Origin of the sequence: Streptomyces aculeolatus (genome assembly GCF_020400605.1) — a bacterium.
Lineage (GTDB): Bacteria > Actinomycetota > Actinomycetes > Streptomycetales > Streptomycetaceae > Streptomyces > Streptomyces aculeolatus.
This window is the reverse complement of record NZ_JAINRD010000003.1, coordinates 377,409-396,859: the sequence shown is the minus strand read 5'-3', so window position 1 is coordinate 396,859 and position 19,451 is coordinate 377,409. Positions and strand designations below refer to the sequence as shown.

General features: G+C 75.8%; 16 protein-coding genes. 9 read left to right on the top strand and 7 right to left on the bottom strand.

Going from position 1 to position 19,451, the window contains the following annotated elements:
- Positions 1-249 precede the first annotated feature (249 nt).
- The 4 genes from LG396_RS08165 to LG396_RS08150 all read left to right on the top strand — a co-directional run bounded on the left by LG396_RS08165 (position 250) and on the right by LG396_RS08150 (position 3,496).
- Positions 250-1,371 (top strand): ROK family glucokinase, encoded by a 1,122-nt coding sequence (locus LG396_RS08165; protein WP_018837043.1) that lies wholly within the window; start codon positions 250-252, stop codon positions 1,369-1,371.
- Positions 1,372-1,436: 65 nt separating this feature from the next.
- Positions 1,437-1,979 (top strand): hypothetical protein, encoded by a 543-nt coding sequence (locus LG396_RS08160; RefSeq protein WP_037746865.1) that lies wholly within the window; start codon positions 1,437-1,439, stop codon positions 1,977-1,979.
- Positions 1,980-2,000: 21 nt separating this feature from the next.
- A complete protein-coding gene (locus LG396_RS08155; RefSeq protein WP_018852159.1) occupies positions 2,001-2,645 on the top strand; it encodes an MBL fold metallo-hydrolase in 645 nt (214 codons plus the stop codon).
- A gap of 59 nt (positions 2,646-2,704) precedes the next feature.
- The gene (locus LG396_RS08150) at positions 2,705-3,496 is read left to right on the top strand and encodes an exodeoxyribonuclease III (protein ID WP_199850299.1); all 792 of its coding nucleotides are present in this window, start codon (positions 2,705-2,707) and stop codon (positions 3,494-3,496) included.
- A gap of 7 nt (positions 3,497-3,503) precedes the next feature.
- On the opposite strand, the gene LG396_RS08145 is transcribed toward LG396_RS08150, so the two are convergent.
- Complete coding sequence (locus tag LG396_RS08145; protein ID WP_225794207.1) at positions 3,504-5,315, bottom strand: SGNH/GDSL hydrolase family protein; 1,812 nt, start codon at positions 5,313-5,315, stop codon at positions 3,504-3,506.
- Positions 5,316-5,492: 177 nt separating this feature from the next.
- Here LG396_RS08145 and LG396_RS08140 point away from each other — a divergent pair, with 177 nt between their 5' ends.
- Positions 5,493-5,939: a DUF6278 family protein gene (locus tag LG396_RS08140; RefSeq protein WP_018837048.1), complete on the top strand. Its 447-nt coding sequence runs from the start codon at positions 5,493-5,495 to the stop codon at positions 5,937-5,939.
- A 44-nt stretch (positions 5,940-5,983) separates the two neighbouring features.
- On the opposite strand, the gene LG396_RS08135 is transcribed toward LG396_RS08140, so the two are convergent.
- Positions 5,984-6,730 carry a GntR family transcriptional regulator gene (locus tag LG396_RS08135; protein ID WP_018837049.1) on the bottom strand — a complete coding sequence of 249 codons (747 nt, stop codon included), beginning with the start codon at positions 6,728-6,730 and terminating at the stop codon, positions 5,984-5,986.
- 134 nt (positions 6,731-6,864) lie between these two features.
- Positions 6,865-7,608, bottom strand: a complete 744-nt coding sequence (locus LG396_RS08130; RefSeq protein WP_100301360.1) for a hypothetical protein — start codon at positions 7,606-7,608, stop codon at positions 6,865-6,867.
- 149 nt (positions 7,609-7,757) lie between these two features.
- Between LG396_RS08130 and LG396_RS08125 the strand changes: the two genes are divergently transcribed.
- The 4 genes from LG396_RS08125 to LG396_RS08110 all read left to right on the top strand — a co-directional run bounded on the left by LG396_RS08125 (position 7,758) and on the right by LG396_RS08110 (position 12,325).
- A complete protein-coding gene (locus tag LG396_RS08125; protein ID WP_225794206.1) occupies positions 7,758-9,233 on the top strand; it encodes a hypothetical protein in 1,476 nt (491 codons plus the stop codon).
- A 130-nt stretch (positions 9,234-9,363) separates the two neighbouring features.
- Positions 9,364-10,206: a nitrilase-related carbon-nitrogen hydrolase gene (locus LG396_RS08120; RefSeq protein WP_018837052.1), complete on the top strand. Its 843-nt coding sequence runs from the start codon at positions 9,364-9,366 to the stop codon at positions 10,204-10,206.
- Positions 10,207-10,271: 65 nt separating this feature from the next.
- The gene (locus tag LG396_RS08115; RefSeq protein WP_225794280.1) at positions 10,272-11,501 is read left to right on the top strand and encodes an aspartate aminotransferase family protein; all 1,230 of its coding nucleotides are present in this window, start codon (positions 10,272-10,274) and stop codon (positions 11,499-11,501) included.
- 248 nt (positions 11,502-11,749) lie between these two features.
- Complete coding sequence (locus tag LG396_RS08110; RefSeq protein WP_026276329.1) at positions 11,750-12,325, top strand: response regulator transcription factor; 576 nt, start codon at positions 11,750-11,752, stop codon at positions 12,323-12,325.
- Between the two features lie 206 nt (positions 12,326-12,531).
- Here LG396_RS08110 and LG396_RS08105 read toward each other — a convergent pair whose 3' ends face one another.
- The 4 genes from LG396_RS08105 to lanKC all read right to left on the bottom strand — a co-directional run bounded on the left by LG396_RS08105 (position 12,532) and on the right by lanKC (position 19,369).
- Complete coding sequence (locus tag LG396_RS08105; protein WP_225794279.1) at positions 12,532-14,328, bottom strand: ATP-binding cassette domain-containing protein; 1,797 nt, start codon at positions 14,326-14,328, stop codon at positions 12,532-12,534.
- 55 nt (positions 14,329-14,383) lie between these two features.
- Positions 14,384-16,351, bottom strand: a complete 1,968-nt coding sequence (locus tag LG396_RS08100; RefSeq protein ID WP_225794205.1) for an ATP-binding cassette domain-containing protein — start codon at positions 16,349-16,351, stop codon at positions 14,384-14,386.
- Positions 16,352-16,446: 95 nt separating this feature from the next.
- A complete protein-coding gene (locus LG396_RS08095; RefSeq protein WP_018837057.1) occupies positions 16,447-16,563 on the bottom strand; it encodes a SapB/AmfS family lanthipeptide in 117 nt (38 codons plus the stop codon).
- A 22-nt stretch (positions 16,564-16,585) separates the two neighbouring features.
- Positions 16,586-19,369, bottom strand: coding sequence for a class III lanthionine synthetase LanKC (gene lanKC / locus LG396_RS08090; protein WP_225794204.1), 2,784 nt, complete (start codon positions 19,367-19,369; stop codon positions 16,586-16,588).
- Positions 19,370-19,451 lie beyond the last annotated feature (82 nt).

The window sequence follows — 19,451 nt, the reverse complement described above, 5'->3', positions numbered from 1 at the left end:
CGAGCGCGCCGGGAAGGGCGGGAAAGGGCGCCTGACCGGGTGCGACGCCATGCGTCGCGGCCGCCGCCGGAACGTACGGCGGCGGCCCGCGCCCGCCCGGCCGCCCGCTGTCCACACCGCCGTGCGGTGGAGGGGGCCTGTGAGGCAGAATCGGCACACGTCAGCGACTCCCGACAGGGGAAGGGGCCACCCCTTGCGATCACCCGCACCCACCGAGCCGCGTCCTGGGCCCGGGCGAGGGGAGCGCCCGTGACGTCCGCCGAGAGGACGCCGCACCGCGGTGCCGCGCGCGCCACCGTGCTGCGCAGCGTGAGCCACCGCGAGCGGCGCTCGCACCTGACCGCGCCCCGGGTGCCCACCGTCGGCATCGACATCGGCGGCACCAAGGTCGCCGCTGGCGTCGTCGACGCCGACGGGCACATCCTGGAGCGCGCGACCACCGAGACACCCGACAAGTCCAAGAGCCCCAAGGTCGTCGAGGACGTGATCGTCGAGCTGGTCCTCGACCTCTCCGAGCGCCACGACGTGCACGCCGTCGGCATCGGTGCCGCCGGCTGGATCGACGCCGACCGCAGCCGGGTGCTCTTCGCCCCGCACCTGTCCTGGCGGAACGAGCCGCTGCGCGACGCGCTCTCCGAGCGGCTGCGGGTCCCCGTGATGGTCGACAACGACGCCAACGCCGCCGCCTGGGCGGAGTGGCGCTTCGGCGCCGGCCGCGGCGAGGACTACCTCGTCATGATCACCCTGGGCACCGGCATCGGCGGCGCCATCCTGGAGGACGGCCAGGTCAAGCGCGGCAAGTACGGGGTGGCCGGGGAGTTCGGCCACATGCAGGTGGTGCCCGGCGGGCACCGCTGCCCGTGCGGCAACCGCGGCTGCTGGGAGCAGTACAGCTCCGGCAACGCGCTGGTCCGCGAGGCCCGTGAGCTGGCCGCCGCCGAGTCCCCGGTCGCGTACGGGATCATCGACCGCGTCAAGGGCAACGTCGGCGACATCACCGGCCCGCTCATCACCGAGCTGGCCCGTGAGGGCGACGCGATGTGCATAGAGCTGCTGCAGGACATCGGCCAGTGGCTCGGCGTCGGCATCGCCAACCTCGCCGCCGCCCTCGATCCCTCCTGCTTCGTCATCGGCGGCGGCGTCAGCGCCGCCGACGACCTGCTCATCAAGCCGGCCCAGGACGCCTTCGGCCGCAGCCTCACCGGCCGCGGCTACCGGCCCGAGGCCCGGATAGTACGCGCCCGCCTCGGCAACGACGCCGGGCTCGTCGGGGCCGCCGACCTGGCCCGCCTGGTGGCCCGCAGGTTCCGCCGCACCAACCGGCGGCGCGTCGAGCGCTACGAGCGGTTCGCGCAGGTGGTCGGCAAGTGACCCTCCAAGACTCCGGCGAGCGGCCCGCGCACGGGCAGGAGCCCGATCCCGCACACAATGGACACATGCCCCACCGCCCGCCGCGCCGCGTCGTCCGCTCCTGGAAGGCGTACCTCGCCATCGCCCTGCTCGTCGGCATCCCGCTGGTCTACGGCTGGATCTCCACCCAGCAGAGCCGCGAGAGCGGCCGCGACAAGGCCGAGCGCGCCGCCTACACGGACATGGAGGCCGGCTGGCCGCCGCGCCTGCTGCGCCGCATCTACCAGGTGCCCGTCCCCGGCGGCGCCGAGTACATCCGCTACTACGAGCAGAACTCGCTGCACGACAGCGCCCTGTACGTCGACTTCACCGCCCCGCAGGAGTCGGTGGACGAGTACCTGGAGACGACGTTCTCGCGCACGGACGTCCGGCCCCTGCCCCGGCTGAAGGACGGCCTGAACCCCATCACGCCCGCCCAGGCGGACGAGGTCGGCTGGGACTTCACCGAGGGGGACTGGTCGGGGCTGAAGCTCAAGCAGCCCGGCGAGCGCCCGGACGTGTCCATTGTCGTCAACACCGAGGACCCCGAGAACCTCGTGGTGCGTACGGTGTCCACGACGGAGTACTGACGAGGAGTTGTCACCGGCATCATGGAATTGACGAAGAAGGGCCACTCCTGCGTCCGGCTGGCCAAGGACGGGGCGGTGCTGGTCATCGACCCCGGCGGGTTCAGCGAGGCGGACGCCGCGGTGGGCGCGGACGCCCTGCTCGTCACGCACGAGCACCCCGACCACTTCGACGAGGGCCGGCTGCGCGCCGCCCTCGACGCCAACCCCGCCGCGCAGCTGTGGACGCTGCGCAGCGTCGCGGATCAGGTCGCCGCGGCGTTCCCCGGCCGGGTGCACACCGTCGGCGAGGGCGACGTGATCACCGCCGCCGGCTTCGAGGTCGAGGTGCACGGCCAACTGCACGCCGTGATCCACCCGGACATCCCGCGCGTCACCAACGTCGGCTATGTCGTGGACGGCGCCGTCTTCCACCCGGGCGACGCGCTGACCGTGCCGGACCGCGCCGTCGAGACCCTGCTGATGCCGGTGATGGCGCCGTGGAACAAGCTCGCCGAGGTCGTCGACTACGTCCGCGCGGTCGCCCCCCGGCGCGCGGTCGACGTCCACGACGCGCTGCTCTCCGACCTCGCCCCGCCGCTCTACGGCCGCATGCTGGGCCCGAACGGCCCGGGCATCGGCGGCGCGGAGCACGTCCGGCTCGAACGGGGCGCCAGCCTGGCGGTGTAGGCCTCCGCGGATCCCCGCGGCCCGTTGTCAGAGGGGCGGGGTAGGTTGTCGGCATGGCTGTGCGCATCGCTACGTGGAACGTCAACGGGATCAATCCCCGGCTGCCCCGCATCCTGCAGTGGCTCGAGGAGACCGCGCCCGACGTGGTGTGTTTCCAGGAGCTGAAGTGCACGGCGGAGGCGTTCCCGGGCGAGGCGCTCGCCGCCCTGGGGTACGAGGCGGCGATCCGCGCCGACGGCCGGTGGAACGGGGTGGCGGTCATCTCCAAGGCGGGTCTGGCCGACGTCACCGAGGACCTGCCGGACCAGCCGCAGTACGACGGCGCGACCGAGCCCCGCGCGCTCGGCGCGACGTGCGGTCCGGTGCGCGTCTGGTCGCTGTACGTGCCGAACGGCCGCGACGTCGGGCACGCCCACTACGCGTACAAGCTGCGCTGGCTGGAGGCGCTGCGCGCGACGGCCGCGGAAGAGGCCCCGGGCGAGCGCCCCTACGCCCTCCTCGGGGACTACAACGTGGCGCCCAAGGACGAGGACGTCTGGGACATCTCCCTCTTCGACGGGCACACCCACGTCAGCGAGGCGGAGCGTGCTGCGCTCGTCGAGCTGCAGAAGTCCGCCGGGCTCAGCGAGGTCTACCCCCGCGCGCTGAAGTACGACATCCCCTTCACCTTCTGGGACTACCGCCAGCTCGGCTTCCAGAAGAACAAGGGGATGCGCATCGACCACGTCTACGGCAACGCCGCGTTCACCGCAGCCGTCACCGACTCGTACGTCGACCGGGAGGCGCGGCGGCCGGGCAAGGACAAGAACCCGTCCGACCACGCCCCCGTCGTCGTCGATCTCGATCTCTAGGGCGGCACTACGGGCGCGGCACGAGCAGCCCCAGGTCGATCGAGTCCGCCGCCGCCTTCAGGCCCACCGGGCCGGGGTGGAGGTGGTCGCCGCTGTCGTACGCGGGCAGCAGCCGCTGCGGCCGCTCCGGGTCGCGCAGCACGGCGTCGAAGTCGAGCAGCGCGTCGAACTCGGCGTCCGCCCCGCCCGCGTTGGCGCGGATGTAGTCGTTGACCGCGGTGCGCCGCGCGTCGACCGCGGGGCTGCAGTCGCCGTAGCCCTCACAGGGCGCGATGGTCGCGGCCACCACCCGCAGCCCCCGGGCCTGCGCCCGCTCGGAGATGCTGCGCAGCCCGGCGATCACCTCGTCGGCGCCGGTGCCCGCGCGGACGTCGTTGATGCCCTCGAAGACCACGACGGTACGGGCCGAGGTCTGCGCCAGCACGTCGCGCTCCAACCGGTGCTGGGCGCTGACGCCGCCGACGTCGCTGCTCACGCCGTCGCCCTTGTACCGGTCGGTGACGATGCGGTTCGCGGAGATGCCCTGGTTGAGCACGCCGTAGCGGGGCACCTCGTCCTGGGCGCGCAGCCGGTCGGAGAGCACGTCGGGCCAGCGCTGGTTCATCCCCGTGCCGGAGCTGTGCCCGTCGGTGATGGAGTCGCCGAGGGTGACGACGGAGCCGGGGCCGCCGCGCACGTCGATGCCGGTGAGGAACGGCCAGGTGCCGACGGTGCCGGTGAAGGCGTCGGCGCCGGGGTCGGCGGCGCGGTTGCCGCTGCCGTCGGCGCTGATGTACGAGTTCTGCATGGCCAGGGCGTGCACCGGCGCGGCGCTCACGGTCTCCGGCAGGTGGATGCTGACCAGCAGGTTCGATCCGGGCGGCACGGTGAAGCGGGCCGGGTCGCTGACCACTTCGGCGCCCGCGGCGACGGTGGTGCCGGTCCTGCCGCCGAACGTCAGCGGCACCGGGCTGCCGGCGGTGGCGGCGCCCTCGCCCTGCACGGCGACGGTGGCCTGCCCGAACCGCACCGGCGACGCGGCGAAGGTGTTGGCGAGCCGCACCCGGGTGCTGTCGCCGCCCGCGCCGGCGTGCACCACGAGCCGCAGCGTCCGGTCCGTCCACGGCCCCACGGCGGTGTAGCCGGAGGTGCTGGCGGCCCAGCTCCCGGTCCAGCCGGTGGCCTCCGGCCGTACGGAGGCCGCGAAGACGTGCAGGTCGGAATCGGGGCCCGGGTCCCCGGGGAGGGTCAGCGAGGTGATCCGCTTGCCCCGGGTGACGGGCACGGTCACCGCGTACAGCCGGGTGGCCTCGGCCCGCGGCCCGTCGGGGGTGTTGAACCCGGGCAGCGCCAGCGCCTTGGTGGTGAGCGGCCCGGAGCGCCAGTCCGGCGCGGTCAGGCTGTACGGGCTGGAGCTGCCGTCCGAGTACCGCACCGTGCCGGTGCCGGAGACCCCGGTGCCGGGACCGGCGGCGGAGGAGCCGGCGACGAGCAGGGAGACGGCGTTGCCCGTGCCGCGCAGCGCGACGGACTGGCCGTCGGCGACGACGTTGTCGGGTGCGCCGCGGCCGTAGCGCGGCAGCCGCAGCTCGGCCGCGTCGATGTCCAGCTTGCGGCCGGGCGTCCAGCCGGCGGCGGCCAGGTCCCCGGCGGAGAGGGAACTGCCGGCGCCGTCGAAGTCCGCGGCGCCCGGGTCGGCGTCGTCGCTGACGGCGGTGTTGTCGAAGAGTTTGGCCAACGGCTGCGGCCCGCTGGGCCGTTCGGCTGCTTGGGCCGCCACCGGTACGGCGGTGGCGGCGAGTGTGAGCAGGGTGGCGGTGGTGACGAGGCGAATCCGCAAGGTGGCCCTCCGGGTCCCGGTTCGGCGTCTCGACATGACCAGTTATCTCAGGGGGGCGCAATGACGCTAAAGAGACAGGAGTGAACGGTCAAGACGGCCTTCCGGGAAACACCTGGTGAGCGAATCGGATCCGCGCGCCTGTGGTGCTGCCGCCTGCCCGGATGCGAGGGTGGGGGCATGAACATCTCCTTCCTCGACAACTGGCGTAGACGGCACGGCTCCGGGAGTGAGCAGCGGGCGTCGCACGTGGACACGCCGGTCGACCAGGAGGGCGTCACCGAACTGCTCAGCGAGTGCGAACTGTTGCGCGTCCAGGCCGAGTCCGCCGGCGTCGAGCTGGACGACACCCCGCGGTCGCTGGAGGAGCTGGACCAACTGCTGCCGCGCTGGCGGGACGACCCCGAGGTCACGCCCTGGCTGGGCAGCGACGCGGGGCTGTATCTGGGCACGGTGATCGTACGGACGATCGCGGACGCGCAGTGGGTGCTCGACCCGGAGGACGGCGCGCCGGTGGTGCGGCTGTCGTCGGGGCGCGAGATGGACGTGCTGGAGATCGGCGCGGAGTGGGCGGCGAACGGGGCGCCGGAGCTGTCCCAGATGTACGCGGAGGTCGCGGAGGGCTGACGCCGCCGCGGCGCGGCGCCCGGCCGCCGCCCGCGCCGCCTCCGTCAGCCGGTGAACGCGATGTCGTACTCCAGCCGCCAGCGGTCCGCCCGCACCACCGCCTCGGAGGTCTCCACCGCCCGGCCCCGCTCGTCGTAGTGCGTGCGCTCCAGCGTCGTCACGCACTGCCCCGGTGCGCAGCCCAGCGCCTCCGCCTCCGCCGTCGTCGCCGACCGCGAGCCGACCAGCTCCGCGGCCCGTACCACCCGGATCCCGATCGCCGCGAACCGGCCGCGCACGCCGCGCCGGGCGTACGGGCCGCGCTCGGGGAAGACGACGTCGGTGCCGTCGGTGAGCGCCAGCGGCTCCCAGCTCACGGCCAGCTGCACCGGCTTGCGGTCGGCCAGGTACTCGTACTGCGTGCACATCACCCGGTCGCCCGCCGGGATCCCGAGCCGCCGGGCGGCCTCCCGCGGCGCGGGGGCGGGGGTGGAGACCGCCTCCCACGTCAGCGCGACGCCGCCGGGCACCAGCCGGGCGGCGAAGGGGGAGTCGACCGCGCCCGTGCTGCGCAGCAGGCTGCCCACGGGGGTGCGGTCGGCGACGAACACGCCGCGGCCGAACTGCCCCTGGGCGTAGCCGGCGGCCTTCAGCACCCGCACGGCCCGGTCCACGGTCTGGTCGCTCGCCGCGTACGCGCGCTTGAGCTGGGAGCGCGACGGGATCTGCGCCCCCACGGACAGGTCGCCGCCGTCGATCCGCTCGCGCAGATCGTCGGCGATGCGCTGGTACACCGGCCTGGCGTCGCCCATTCCGGAGGCTCCTCTCCCGCAACTCGCCCGACAGGCTAGGTACTCAGGGAGCGAATGCGTACCTAGGTCCCGGCATCATCGCCCGGGCGCCCGCCGGGCGCGCACCCGGGTCGCGCGGGCGCGGCGCGGCGGGGTCAGGACTTACCGTGCTTCCCCGCCGGCTGGGCGAGCGGAGTCTGCGCCTGCTTGGTCACGTCCCCGACGAGTTCCACCACATCGGGTCCGTACGACTGCGAGTTGACCACCTTCAGCAGCAGTACGAAGGAACTGGTGCCGTACTTCCGGTTGAGCCGGCTCTCGTTCTTCACCAGGTAGCGCATCGCCGCCTGGTTGGTGATGGAGCGCTGGCCGCAGGAGAGGAACACCGGCCTGGCCTCCTGGCCGGCGGCCAGCCGGGCGAGGAGCACGTGCTCGCTGACCCCGTTCTCCACCCGGTAGCGCTCCGTGCCCACGGCGAACGCGCCACGGTCGGGGCCCGGCTCGGGGTCCGTGTTGATCCGTACGCCCGGCAGCAGCGACTGCATGTGCGCGGCCATGCGGCGGTTGGATATCGGGGTGCCGACGCAGAACTCGGTGCGGTCGCCGAACGCCTGCTGCGCGGTGTCCTGCGCGACGACCTGCGCGTGCGCCCCGCAGGACTTGATCACGGCGGACAGCTCCAGCAGGGCGAGCGCGTCGTGCTTGGCCACGCTCCAGTCCCCGCCGCCGGCGTCCCGGTTCACCACCACGAGGGCCTCCGAGTTGCGCGGCAGCCCGAAGAAGCGCTCCCGGCGCCGGTGGCGGCGCCCGCCGAGGGAGCCGCGCGCGTACCACCCGAGCGCGGCGCCGGCCACGAGGCCGGCGGCGGCCGAGACGAGGACGAGGATCGGTTCGCTCATGACGGGGCATGCTAGCGGTCGTCCGTATCGTTGTTCGAGGCCGCCGTCCACAGGATTCCGTTTACCGCGACCGCAAAGCCCCCGTAGCGCGGACGAAATAAAGCGGGTGTCGAATGCCCGCCGTGGCGAAACAATCGCTGCCGCCGGAAATGGCGGAATTCGCGCGATTCTTACGGCAGATCACGGGATGGCTGGATGAAGAGTCCGGCTGGTACGGCGTCTTCCGCCGCGGCGATCCCGACGGTCTGCGCGCCTGCCTGGACGGCTCCGCTCTGCCCCCGTGGGATCTCGTCGAGTCGCTGCTGCACGACCTGGCCGAGCACGGCGGCCGGCGCGCGGCGGACGCGGCGCTGCCGCGCGCCCGCGACCTGCACCGCGCCGCCGTCGCCGCCCACGACGCGTCCCGCCCCGATCGCGCCGCCCTGACCGCGGTGCTCCGCGCCCGGCTCGCGGAGCACCGCACGGCGGCAGCCGGCGCCGAACTGCTGCGCGGCCGGCTGGCGGTCGAGCGGGACCCCTGGACGGCGCAGCGACTGGAGTACGAGCTGGCCTGGGTGCGCGACGAGGCCGACCGCGCGTCCGCCCGCTGCACGGAACTGCGGGGCCGGATCGCCGCGCTGGCCCGGCAGGCGGCGGAACGCGAGCCCGTACGGCCGCCTCCGGCGGCGCTCGGGGGCGCCCGGTTCGCGGGGGCCGCGCCGGCGCCGCCGCCGGTGCTGCCGGCCGTGGGCGGCGCGTACGAGGGCCTGCCGCCGGGCGCCGCCGGGAGCGGTACCGGGGCTGCCGCGGATGCGGCCGGTGCCGGTCCCGCGCCCGGCTCCGGCGGCCCCGGCCGGCCCGCCGCCGAAGCCGCCCCGGCCGTGCCGCTCCCGCCCCGGGGCGCCCGCTTCCCGGGCCCGGGTACCGGGGAGGGAGACGGCCCGCCCGGGACCGGTGCCCCGGAGCCGGCCGACGACGCCGCCGTGCCCTCCGCACCGTTGCCGCGCGGCGCCCGGTTCGCCGGAGCGGGGCCCGGGTCCGGGGGCCGCGGGCGGCGACGGAAGCAGGCCGCGGAAGCCGCCCACGCCGCCGCCCGGCGGGCCGCGGCGCTGCGGGTCGCCGGCGAGACCGCCGCCACCGTGGCCGCCCTGCGCGACGCGGGCCGTACCGGCGAGGCGTACGCGCGGCTCAGCGCCGCCGCGGCCGGCCCGCCGGAAGCGCTGCCCGACCTCGCCGCCGAGCTGGAGCGCACCGCCGGCGGCGCCGAGGTGGCGACCCTGCTGTGGGAGGCCGCCGCGCTGCCCCCCGAGCGGCTGACCGGGGCCGCGGACGCGTTCGCCGCCGCCGGCCGTACCCGAGAGGCGCTGCAGCTCGTCCGGCACGCCGCCGCCAGGCCCGTACCCGAGCTGGCCGCGATCCTCGCCGCCCTCCACCGCGCGGGCCGCGACCGGGAATCGGAGGAACTGCTCGACGCCTTCGCCGGCGCCCGCAGCACCGACGAGGCCGTCGAGCTGGCCGGGACCGATCCCGGCCGCCTCGTGCCGCAGCTGCTGCGCGCCGCCCGCCGCGGACCCGCGCAGCGGCACCGCCGGCTCGCCCACGCGCTGCGCTCCGCGGGCCTGCCCGGTGCGCCCGACTCCGCCTGACCCGGGGCGTTCGGACCGGCAGCCGTTCGGTGCGCCGCTCTTGCCAGCGCCTCCGCGGCGACCTACGTTCAGACTTCTGCCCCGGCTTCTACGTGCGTAGAGCCTCCGGCGTCCCGTCCGAGGAGCAGCCATGGCCAACGTTGTACGCGCCGCACTCGTCCAGGCGACGTGGACCGGCGATACCGAGTCGATGATCGCGAAGCACGAGGAACACGCGAGAGCCGCCGCCGCCCGCGGCGCCCGCATCATCGGCTTCCAGGAGGTCTTCAACGCCCCCTACTTCTGCCAGGTGCAGGAGCCAGAGCACTACCGCTGGGCCGAGCCCGTGCCGGACGGGCCCACCGTCGTGCGCATGCAGGCGCTCGCGCGCGAGACCGGCATGGTCGTGGTCGTCCCCGTGTTCGAGGTCGAGCAGGAGGGCTTCTACTACAACACCGCCGTGGTCATCGACGCCGACGGCACGGTGCTCGGCAAGTACCGCAAGCACCACATTCCGCAGGTGAAGGGCTTCTGGGAGAAGTACTACTTCAAACCGGGCAACGCCGGCTGGCCGGTCTTCGACACCGCGGTCGGCAAGGTCGGCGTCTACATCTGCTACGACCGGCACTTCCCCGAGGGCTGGCGCGCGCTCGGCCTCGGCGGCGCCCAGCTCGTCTACAACCCCTCGGCGACCTCCCGCGGCCTGTCGGCGTACCTGTGGCAGCTTGAGCAGCCCGCGGCGGCCGTCGCCAACGAGTACTTCATCGCCGCCATCAACCGCGTCGGCGTCGAGGAGTACGGCGACAACGACTTCTACGGCACGAGCTACTTCGTCGACCCGCGCGGCCAGTTCGTCGGCGACGTCGCGAGCGACAAGGAGGAGGAACTCGTGGTCCGCGACCTCGACTTCGGCATGATCGAGGAGGTCCGCCAGCAGTGGGCCTTCTACCGGGACCGGCGCCCGGACGCGTACGAGGACCTGGTGCAGCCGTGAGCGCGGGCACCGGCGGCGTACACCGCGACCTGCTCGCCCGGCACCGGGCCGTCCTGCCCGACTGGATGGCGCTCTACTACCGCGAGCCCATCGAGATCACCCACGGCGAGGGCCGGCACGTCTGGGACGCCGAGGGCAACCGCTACCTCGACTTCTTCGGCGGCATCCTCACCACCATGACCGCCCACGCCCTCCCCGAGGTCACCAAGGCGGTCGCCGAGCAGGCCGGCCGGATCCTGCACACCTCCACGCTCTACCTCAACCGCCCCATGGTGGAGTTGGCCGAGCGCATCGCGCAGCTGTCCGGCATCCCCGACGCGCGGGTGTTCTTCACCACCTCCGGCACCGAGGCCAACGACACGGCGCTGCTGCTGGCGAGCACGTACCGCGGCTCCAACCAGGTACTGGCCATGCGCAACAGCTACCACGGCCGCTCCTTCACCGCGGTCGGCATCACCGGCAACCGCTCCTGGTCGCCCACCAGCCTCTCCCCGCTGCAGACCCTCTACGTCCACGGCGGCATCCGCGGCAGCGGCCCCTTCGCGCACCTCGACGACGCCGCGTTCATCGACGCCTGCGTCGCCGACCTGCGCGACATGCTGTCCCAGACCCGCGGCGTCGCCGCCCTCATCGCCGAACCCGTCCAGGGCGTCGGCGGCTTCACCTCCCCGCCCGACGGCCTGTACGCGGCGTTCCGCGAGGTGCTCGCCGAGGAGGGCATCCTGTGGATCACCGACGAGGTGCAGTCCGGCTGGGGCCGTACCGGCGACCACTTCTGGGGCTGGCAGGCGCACGCGGGCAACGGCCCGCCGGACATGCTCACGTTCGCCAAGGGGATCGGCAACGGCGCCTCCATCGGCGGCGTCGTCGCCCGCGCCGAGATCATGAACTGCCTGGACGCCAACTCCCTGTCGACGTTCGGCGGCAGCCCGGTCACCATGGCCGCCGGCCTGGCGAACCTCGGCTACGTCCTGGAGCACGACCTGCAGGGCAACGCCCGCCGCGTCGGCGGGCTGCTCCTCGAACGGCTGCGGGCCGCCACCGCGGGCCTCGGGTCGGTCCGCGAGGTACGCGGCCGGGGCCTGATGATCGGCATCGAGCTGGCCACGCCGGGGCACGCCGCGGCGGTGCTGGAGCACGCCCGCGCCGGCGGGTTGCTCGTCGGTCGCGGCAAGGCCGGCGAGACGCTGCGCATCGCGCCGCCGCTGTCGTTGACCGTCGCCGAGGCGGAGGAGGGCGCGGCCGTTCTCGAACGCGCCCTGCACGCCGCCGACGCGGAGTCCGCCGGCGGCTGACGCGGAGTTCGCACGTACGAGGGCCGGCCGCGCGGGGAGCGCGCGGCCGGCCCTCGGCGTTCACCGCGCCGACGCTCTGTCAAGGGCCCGGACGGGGGCGTGCGGTCGGTTTACCCGCCGGGTTGTGCGCCCTGCTCGCACCACGATGTCCGGAACTACGCGCACAAACCGGCGGTGTCTCCGTGTATTCATAAGCGGACCGACCGTGACCCCGTCGGGCTCGGTTCCGGGTGACGAGGGGGCGCTCAGTGATCCGCGTGCTTCTGATACACGACACGATGCTCATCAGATCGGCGCTGGCCGTCTTGCTGGGGGGAGAACAGGATCTCGACGTACTCACGACGTCATGGCGTCAGGAGCGAAGACCTGCGGACGACTGGCAGGCGCAGGTGTGCGTGGTGGACGGCGACGGCGAGTGGTCCGGGCTTCCGGGCACCGCCGCGGAAAGGGTGGTGATCCTCACCGAGGCGGGGCGTCCCGGGCTGCTGCGGCGGGCCTCGCAGGCCGACGTGCGCGGCTTCGTCAGCAAGGACTCGGCGCCGGAGCGGCTGATCGCCGGGATAAGGCGGGTGGCGACGGGCGAGCGGTACGTCGACGAGGCCCTGGCGAGCGACTTCCTGAGGGCGGCGGACATGCCGCTGACCCGCAGGGAGCTGGCCGTGCTGGCGGCGGCGGCCGAGGGCGCCCCGGTCGCCGAGATCGCGGCGGCCCTGCACCTGGCCGGCGGCACGGTCCGCAACTACCTCGCCGCCGTGATCCGCAAGACGGGCGCGCGCAACCGGGTCGACGCGATCCGCATCGCGGACAGCGCGGGCTGGCTCTGACCGCGCCCCCCGGCCGCCCCGGCCGCCCCGGCCCACCGCCGGGGCGGACGGGGCGCGTGCGCGGCGGGCGGACACGGCCCCGGGGCGGGCGGGGAGGCCCGCGCCGACCGGGAGCGCGCCGCGGCTGTTGCCCGCCGCGCGGCGAAGCGGCCCCGCGCGGGCCGGGGCGGGTTCGGGCGGCGCGCAGGCCGCCGGTGCCGGACGGGTCAGGTCGCGGGGCGCGTGGGTACGGGCCGGAGGGCGGCGGCCGCGTCGCCGGCGCCCGTCAGCTCGCGGTAGAACGCCGAACGCTCCAGCAGCTCGTCGTGCGTGCCCTCCAGCGCGGACCGGCCGTCCAGGACCAGCACCCGGTCCGCCCGCGCGGCCGACGCGACGCGGTGCGCGACGACCACGAGCGTGCCGCCCGGCCGGCGCGCGAACGCCTGCTCCGCGACCGCCTCCGCGGCCGGATCGAGGTGGCACGTCGCCTCGTCGAGCAGCGCGAGCCGCGGCGGCGCCAGATGCGCACGGGCGAGCGCGAGGAGCTGCCGCTCGCCGGCCGAGAGGTCCGCGGGCCGCAGCAGCGCGTCCAGCCCGCCGAGCCCGGCCACGAGCGCCGTCGCGCCGACGGCGTGCACCGAGTAGTGGAGTTCCGCGTCGCGGACGGGGGAGGGGCACAGGTAGGCGAGGTTGTCGCGGAGGCTGCCGCCGAACACGTACGCCTCCTGCGGCAGCAGCACCGGCCGCCCGGCCCTGCGCACCTCGCCGCCCCCGGGCGCCACGAGCCCGGCCGCCAGACTCGCCAGCGTCGACTTCCCGATGCCGCTGGGCCCGACGACGGCCAGGTGCTCCCCGTCCCGTACGACGAGGTCGAGCCCGCGGATGACGGCGTCGGACCGGGGCCCGTACCGGAACGACACCCGCCGCAGCTCCAGCACGACACCGGCGGCGGGGCGGCGGCGGTCGCCGGCCGGGGCGCCCGGTGCCGTGGCGGCACCTGCCGGCCGGGCCGGGCCGGCCGCGTCGCCGGCCGCTGCCCGCGCCGCGCCGTCGCCGTCCTCGTCCCGCCCGTCCGAAGCGCGCGGGGGACCCGCGGCGTACAGCCTGCCCGCCACCACCGTCAGCCGCGCGCCCGTGCCGCCGAGGCCGAAGACCAGCGACTGGAGCGCCGGGAGCAGCGCCTGCGTCAGATACGCCAGCGCGCCCACCAGGGCGCCCGCCGTCACCCCGTGCGCCAGCAGCCACGGCGCGGCCAGCAGCAGGGCCGGCACCGGCAGCCGGCCACCGATGCCCACGGCGACGTCCCGCGTCGTGCCCCACCGCGCCAGTGCCGCCGCGGCGGCCGCCTCGGCGTCGACACGGGCCCGTACGGCGTCGCCCGCACGCCGTTCGCCGCCGCAGGCGACCACGTCGCGCAGGCCGTCCACGACCGCACCCAGCCCGGCGGCCAACGCCTCGTCGGCGGCGAGGAAGTCGCGCTGGCAGCGGGACAGCGGACGCAGCGACCAGCCGAAGACCGCCAGGCCCGCCGCCAGCGGCGGGAGCACCACGAGCAGCAGCGGCGGCGCCAGCGTCAGCAGGCCCAGCAGCGCGGCGGCGGCGGTGACGACGAAGGACCGGGTCACCATCACCAGTCCCGCGAAGCCGTCGCGGGCGATCTCCACCTGGTGGGTCAGCCGCGACACCGCCGCCGGTCCCTCCGCCCGCGCCCGGGCCGCCGCGTGCTCCAACGCCCCGGTGACGACCCGCCGTACGAGCGTGTCCCGCAGATCCTCGGTCAGCCGGGCGACGGCCCCGTACACCCGCAGCGTCCCGAAGGCGCCGACCGCGACGCCCACCGCCGCGACCGCGAGCCAGGCGAGCCCCACCCCGGGGCGGTCGGCCAGGAACCCCCGGTCGACGGCCCGCGCGAGGGCGTGCCCGAGCAGGAAGGTCTGGAGCGCCTCGACGGCGGACCAGCCGGCCACCGCGGCGACGGTCCGCCGCCTGCGGCGCAGGAACCGCAGCCCGGCGGGCACGAGCACCCGCAGCCCGGGAGCGGGGCCGGGGGCTCCGGCGGAACGTGACCCGGCATCGCGGTCAGGCATCGGGCGGCTCCTGCGACCACAGGGCGCGGTACGCCGGGTCGGCGCACAGCTCCGCGTGCGGGCGCAGTGCCCGGACCCGGCCGCCGTCCAGCCACGCGACGAGGTCGGCGCGCGCCGCGGTGGCCGCCCGGTGCGCCACGACCAGCCGGCTGCGGCCCGCGCCGGTACGGAGATCAGTACCGCCCCCCGGACCGTCCGCTGCGCCGCCCCCGCCGCGCCGGTCGCCCGCCCCTCCCGCCGGACCGGGCCCGGCACCCGGCCCCGGTCCGGCGGGCGCCAGCAGCGCCCGCTCGATGCGGAGTTCGGTGGCCGCGTCGAGCCCGGAGAGCGCGTCATCCATGATCAAGAGCCGCGCGTCCCGGGCGAACGCACGTGCCAGCCCCAGGCGTTGCAGCTCGCCCCCGGACAGCGGGGCGTCCGCCGCGGGGGTGGCGTACCCGGCGGGCAGGGCGCGTACGAAGGCGTCCGCGTCGGCGGCCCGTGCCGCCGCGGTCACGCGGCCGGCCCCGATCGGGGTGGCCGCGTCCGCGTACGCGACGGCCTCCGCGACCGTGCCGCCGAGCAGCACGGGCCGCGCGAACGCGTACGCCACCGCCGCCCGCAGCTCCGTGCGGGCCAGCGCGGCCAGCGGCACGCCGTCCAGCCGCACCTCGCCCGCGTCCGGGTCGGTGAGCCGCCCCGCCACCGCGGCGAGCAGCGACTTGCCGGCGCCCGAGCGCCCGACCACCGCGACCGTCGCCCCCGCGGGCACCGTCAGGTCCAGCCCGCGCAGCACGGTCCGACCGCCGCGCCGCACGGTGACCCCGCGCAGCTCCAGCCGTCCGCCGCCGTCCGCCGGTGCGTCGTCCCCGCCGTACGGGACCGGGGGCAGCCGCAGCACCGGCATGAGCCGGCGCGCCGCCGCCCGGCTGCGTACGAGGGTGTTGACGTGGCCGACGAGGACGCCGATGCCGCCGGCGAGCATCGCGTACCGGCCGGCCGCCAGCAGCTCGCCCACGCTCAGCCGGCCGGCGCCGAGCCGCAGCCCGGCGACGGCGACGACGGCGAGCTGGAGCAGCGGCACGACGACGGCCGCCTGCGCGGTGGCGCGGCCCTGCACGTGCCACATCCGGTGGCCGTGCCGGCTCAGCTCCGGCAACGGGCCCAGCGCCCGGCGCCGTTCGCGGCCGACGGTGCCGGCGGCGGCGATGGTGCGCGCCCCGGCGAGGGCCTCGGCCAGCCGGGCCGCGATGGCGGCCTGCGCCTCCTGGTACCGGGTCACGCAGTCGCCCGCGCTGCGGACGAACGCGCGCAGCAGGAGGGCGAGCACGGGCGTGCCGACGCCCAGGACGACGGCGAGCCAGGGGTCGATGACGGCCAGCGCGACGAGCGCGCCGACCGGGGTCAGCAGCGCGCCGAGGGCGGACGCGGCGGCGGTGGGGGCGGCGCCGGCGTGGGCGGCGTTGCCGGTGGCGCGGGTGACGAGGTCGCCGGTGGCCAGCCGGGCGGCGCGGCGCGGCTCGGTGGCCAGGGCGGCGCCGAGCAGGCGGCGGCGCAGCCAGGCGGTGGTACGGGCGGTGGTGACGCCGCTGAGCACGGTCTCGGTGGCGTCGAGGAGGACGATCGCCGCGGTCAGCGCGGCGCACAGGGCCAGGGCGCGCGGGGCGCCGGGCGAGTCGGCGAGCACCCGGTCCAGGGCGACGCCGAGCACCGCGGGCAGTGCGAGCGCCGCGCCGGCGGCGGCGACGGTGACCAGGCAGAGCGCGGCGGCGTACGCGCCGCTGTGCCGCCCGGCCCGTACGAGCAACCGCCGCGTCCCGCCCTCTGTGGAGCTGCCCGCGACCGTCTCGCCGTCGCCGTCCCCCGGCGGGCCCTCGTGCGCCGTGCCGTCGGCCGTCCGGGTGTCCTGCCCGCCGGTGCTCCCGGCGCCCGGTGCCCCGTCCCGGCCTCCTCCGCCCCGCACTTCCCCGTTCTGCTCCATACCGCTCTCCGTTTCGCCGTCCGCCACCCCGGCGAGGTGACCGCACGGCCCCGGGCGCCGTCGTGTGCGCCCGGGGCCTCATCGGTGCGGGAAGGTCAGAGGCAGAGCAGCACGCTGTGCGAGCTGTGCTTGCCGCACAGCAGGCTCAGGCTGCTGTCGCCGCCGCCGGTCTGCTCGGATGCCTCGAGGGCCTGAAGGTCGAGAAGCGCCATGATGTCTCCTTGGTTCGCTCGGTTACTGCCGGGACTTGCCTGGTGGTGCTGGTACACCGGCCCCGTCGCGGGGCCGGTCCGCCTGCCGTCGGCGCACGTGCGCGCGCGGCAGGAAGGGCAGGCCGGCGCCGCTGCCGGGCTGCGCCGCGGCGAGCGCGAGCAGGCAGCCGGCGGTGCCGGTGGCCAGGTCCATGGACAGCCGCATCATCTGGTCGCCGGGGAAGGCGAGCCCGCCGCCGTACGGCAGGGCGTACCAGGAGAGCGCGGCGGCCTGGGCGCCGAGGTCCGCGGCGCGTACGCCGGGGGTCGCGGTGCGGCCGAGGTGCAGCAGCATCCCGGCCCGCCCCTGGAACAGGCCGGGCTGGGCGTAGTAGCGCATCCGGGCGGCGGGCAGCACCGCCGTGCGCGCCGCGGCGAAGTCCTCGTCGTCGCGGTGCCGGAGGTAGTCGTCGAGCACGGTCGCGATGCCCGCGCTGCCGTCGCCGAGGTACGGCATCGTGCGCCGGCCCTCGTCGACGACGAGGCCGCCGGTGCGGTCGGTGCGGCAGCGGGCGAGGTCCCGGCGCAGCGCCGCGGCGGCGGCGTCCAGCAGCGCGGGGTCGCGGGTGCGCTCGTACAGGCGGACGAAGAACAGCGCGGGCCCGGTCCAGCCGCGCAGCAGCCCGGCGCGCTCGCCGCCCGGGCCCGCCGGCGTACGGGAGGTGCCGCCGGCGTGCGCCGCGTCCGCCGCGGCGAGCCGTTCGGTCAGCAGCGCGGCCGCGCGCAGGGCGTGGTCGTGGAGGGACGGCTCGCCGCAGGCGGTCGCGAGATGGCCGAGCACCAGCCCGGCCCCGGCGAGCCCGCCGTGCAGACTGGAGGCGAGCGCCTGCCAGTTCTCGGCGAGCACCTGCTCGACGAGGTCGAGCGCCCGCTTGCCGTGACCGAGCCGCTCCAGCACGTACGCCACGCCGAGCAGCCCGTCGTACAGCCCGAACGGCGTGCCGCGGGGCGGGGCGGCGGTCCGCTTCAGCAGCCACTCCTCGCCGGCCTCGCTGCGCGGTGCGCCGGCTTCGGCCAGCGCGTACAGCACGCCCGCGGCACCGAACGCGATCCCGAGGCCGCCGCCGTCGTTGAACTGGGCGACGTCACCGGGGAAGACGCGGTCGTCGCGCCCGGGGGTCGCGGAGGCGGCCAGCGCCCGGACCATGGCGGTGCGGCTGCGCGGCCAGTCGTCGGGCTCGGCCGGCAGCAAGCCGTCGCCCGCCCCCGCGCCGGTTCTCGCGGGTGCCGCCGTCGTACGGGCCGCCGCCGGGGCCCCCGCGCCCGACGAACGCGCTGCCGTACGCGCCGCCGGTTCGCCGGTGATCTCCTCGACCGCCTCCCGCAGGAACTCCGCGGGCAGCTCCGGGAACTGCTCCGCCGCCACCCGCGCGAGATGCGCCGCCTTGCGCCGGTCGACGGCCAGCAGCGTCGTCATCGGCAGGAACAGCGCGATCCGCAGGCAGGCCAGCGCGTAGCGGTCGATGGCGAAGCCCTCGCGGTCCGCCGGCGCCACGTACCCGGGGTGCGCGACGATCTGCCGCGGGCCGTCCGCCACCGGCGCCGCCGCCTCGAAGTCGACCAGGGCCACAGAAACGTCGGTCCCGTCCACCCCGTCGCCCGCCGCCCCGCCGGTCTCGCCGGCCTCCGGCGCGACCATGATGTTGAACATGTGCAGGTCGTTGAAGACCAGCCCGCGCCCGTGCACCGCCGCGACGGCCCGCTCGACCGCCCCGTGGATCCCCACCGCCCAGCGGGTGTACGACGCGACCTCCGCCGGGTCGGGTCTGGCGGCCAGCAGCGGGTGGCGCTCGGCGAAGAAGGAGTTGAGGGTGCGCCCGGGGAGGTGGTCCATGACCAGGAAGCGGTGCCCGCCCAGTTCGAACCAGTCGCGGACGCCGGGCGCGACGCCCAGCCCCGCCAGCCGCTCCAGCGCGGCCTTCTCCCGCTCCAGCCGGGCCACCGCGTCGGCACCGTCCGCGGCGAGGCCGGCGTGCGGCCGGGCCTCCTTGAGGACGACCTGCGCGCCGTCGCGCCTGTCGGTGCCCTGGTAGACCCCGCCGCCGTTCGAGAAGTGCAGGGCGCGCTCGATGCGGTACGGCAGGTCGGAGGTGGTCGTGGCGTTGCGCGCGGCCAACTCGGGTGCCAGGAAGGCGGGCAGCTCCACCCAGTCGGGCACGCTGAACGCCGGGTCCTTGCGGTCGGGGATGAGCGTGCCGTCCGGTCCCGCCACCGCCGGGACCAGCGCCCCGTCGGCGCCGACGCAGTAGCGCGGGGCGAAGCCCCCGTAGCGCACGTGCAGCGGGCCGCCCCGCCAGCGCAGATCGGTGAGGATGTACGGGCCCTCCTCCGCCGCCAGTTGTCCGCCCAGCTCGCGCAGGACCGTGTGCAGCATTGCGTCGTCGCGCGGATAGAGCGTGGCGAATTTGCCGCTGATCGTGCGGCTGGCGTACTTGGAGTTCCGGAGGTAGAGAAGCTGCTTTCCGGGCACGAATTTGAACGGAATGCCGCGCGGCACGCAGTAGTCCCAGATGTACGTGCCGACCCGGTCGGCGTTGTCGAGGCGGGCCGAGACATGGATCTTCCAGCCCTGCTCCGGCCAGCGGCGATCGGCCAGGGGCTGGAGCTGGCGCCAGTCCCCGGACCATGCGTCGACCCATTCCGCGGGAGTTTCCCGGCGGGCGACGGGGAAGAGCGCGGAAGCCGCGCCGGCGGCACCGGTCAGCCGGTCCGGAGTTTCGTAGAAATACTCGTCGGCCAGGCAGAACGCCTCGTATCGCTTGTCCATTTCCCCCCAAGGCCGTCTTGGTGACTGCGCCCAGGAAGGATTTCAGCCGGACGGGCACCGGCAGTAGTCACCGCTGTCATGA

What these genes read in the sequence shown, in the direction of transcription:
- LG396_RS08160 (WP_037746865.1), top strand. Translation starts at nt 1,437, where the DNA reads ATGCCCCACCGCCCGCCGCGCCGCGTCGTCCGCTCCTGGAAGGCGTAC.
- LG396_RS08155 (WP_018852159.1), top strand. Translation starts at nt 2,001, where the DNA reads ATGGAATTGACGAAGAAGGGCCACTCCTGCGTCCGGCTGGCCAAGGAC.
- LG396_RS08140 (WP_018837048.1), top strand. Translation starts at nt 5,493, where the DNA reads ATGAACATCTCCTTCCTCGACAACTGGCGTAGACGGCACGGCTCCGGG.
- LG396_RS08135 (WP_018837049.1), bottom strand. Translation starts at nt 6,730, where the DNA reads ATGGGCGACGCCAGGCCGGTGTACCAGCGCATCGCCGACGATCTGCGC.
- LG396_RS08130 (WP_100301360.1), bottom strand. Translation starts at nt 7,608, where the DNA reads ATGAGCGAACCGATCCTCGTCCTCGTCTCGGCCGCCGCCGGCCTCGTG.
- LG396_RS08125 (WP_225794206.1), top strand. Translation starts at nt 7,758, where the DNA reads ATGGCGGAATTCGCGCGATTCTTACGGCAGATCACGGGATGGCTGGAT.
- LG396_RS08120 (WP_018837052.1), top strand. Translation starts at nt 9,364, where the DNA reads ATGGCCAACGTTGTACGCGCCGCACTCGTCCAGGCGACGTGGACCGGC.
- LG396_RS08115 (WP_225794280.1), top strand. Translation starts at nt 10,272, where the DNA reads ATGGCGCTCTACTACCGCGAGCCCATCGAGATCACCCACGGCGAGGGC.
- LG396_RS08100 (WP_225794205.1), bottom strand. Translation starts at nt 16,351, where the DNA reads ATGGAGCAGAACGGGGAAGTGCGGGGCGGAGGAGGCCGGGACGGGGCA.
- LG396_RS08095 (WP_018837057.1), bottom strand. Translation starts at nt 16,563, where the DNA reads ATGGCGCTTCTCGACCTTCAGGCCCTCGAGGCATCCGAGCAGACCGGC.
- lanKC (WP_225794204.1), bottom strand. Translation starts at nt 19,369, where the DNA reads ATGGACAAGCGATACGAGGCGTTCTGCCTGGCCGACGAGTATTTCTAC.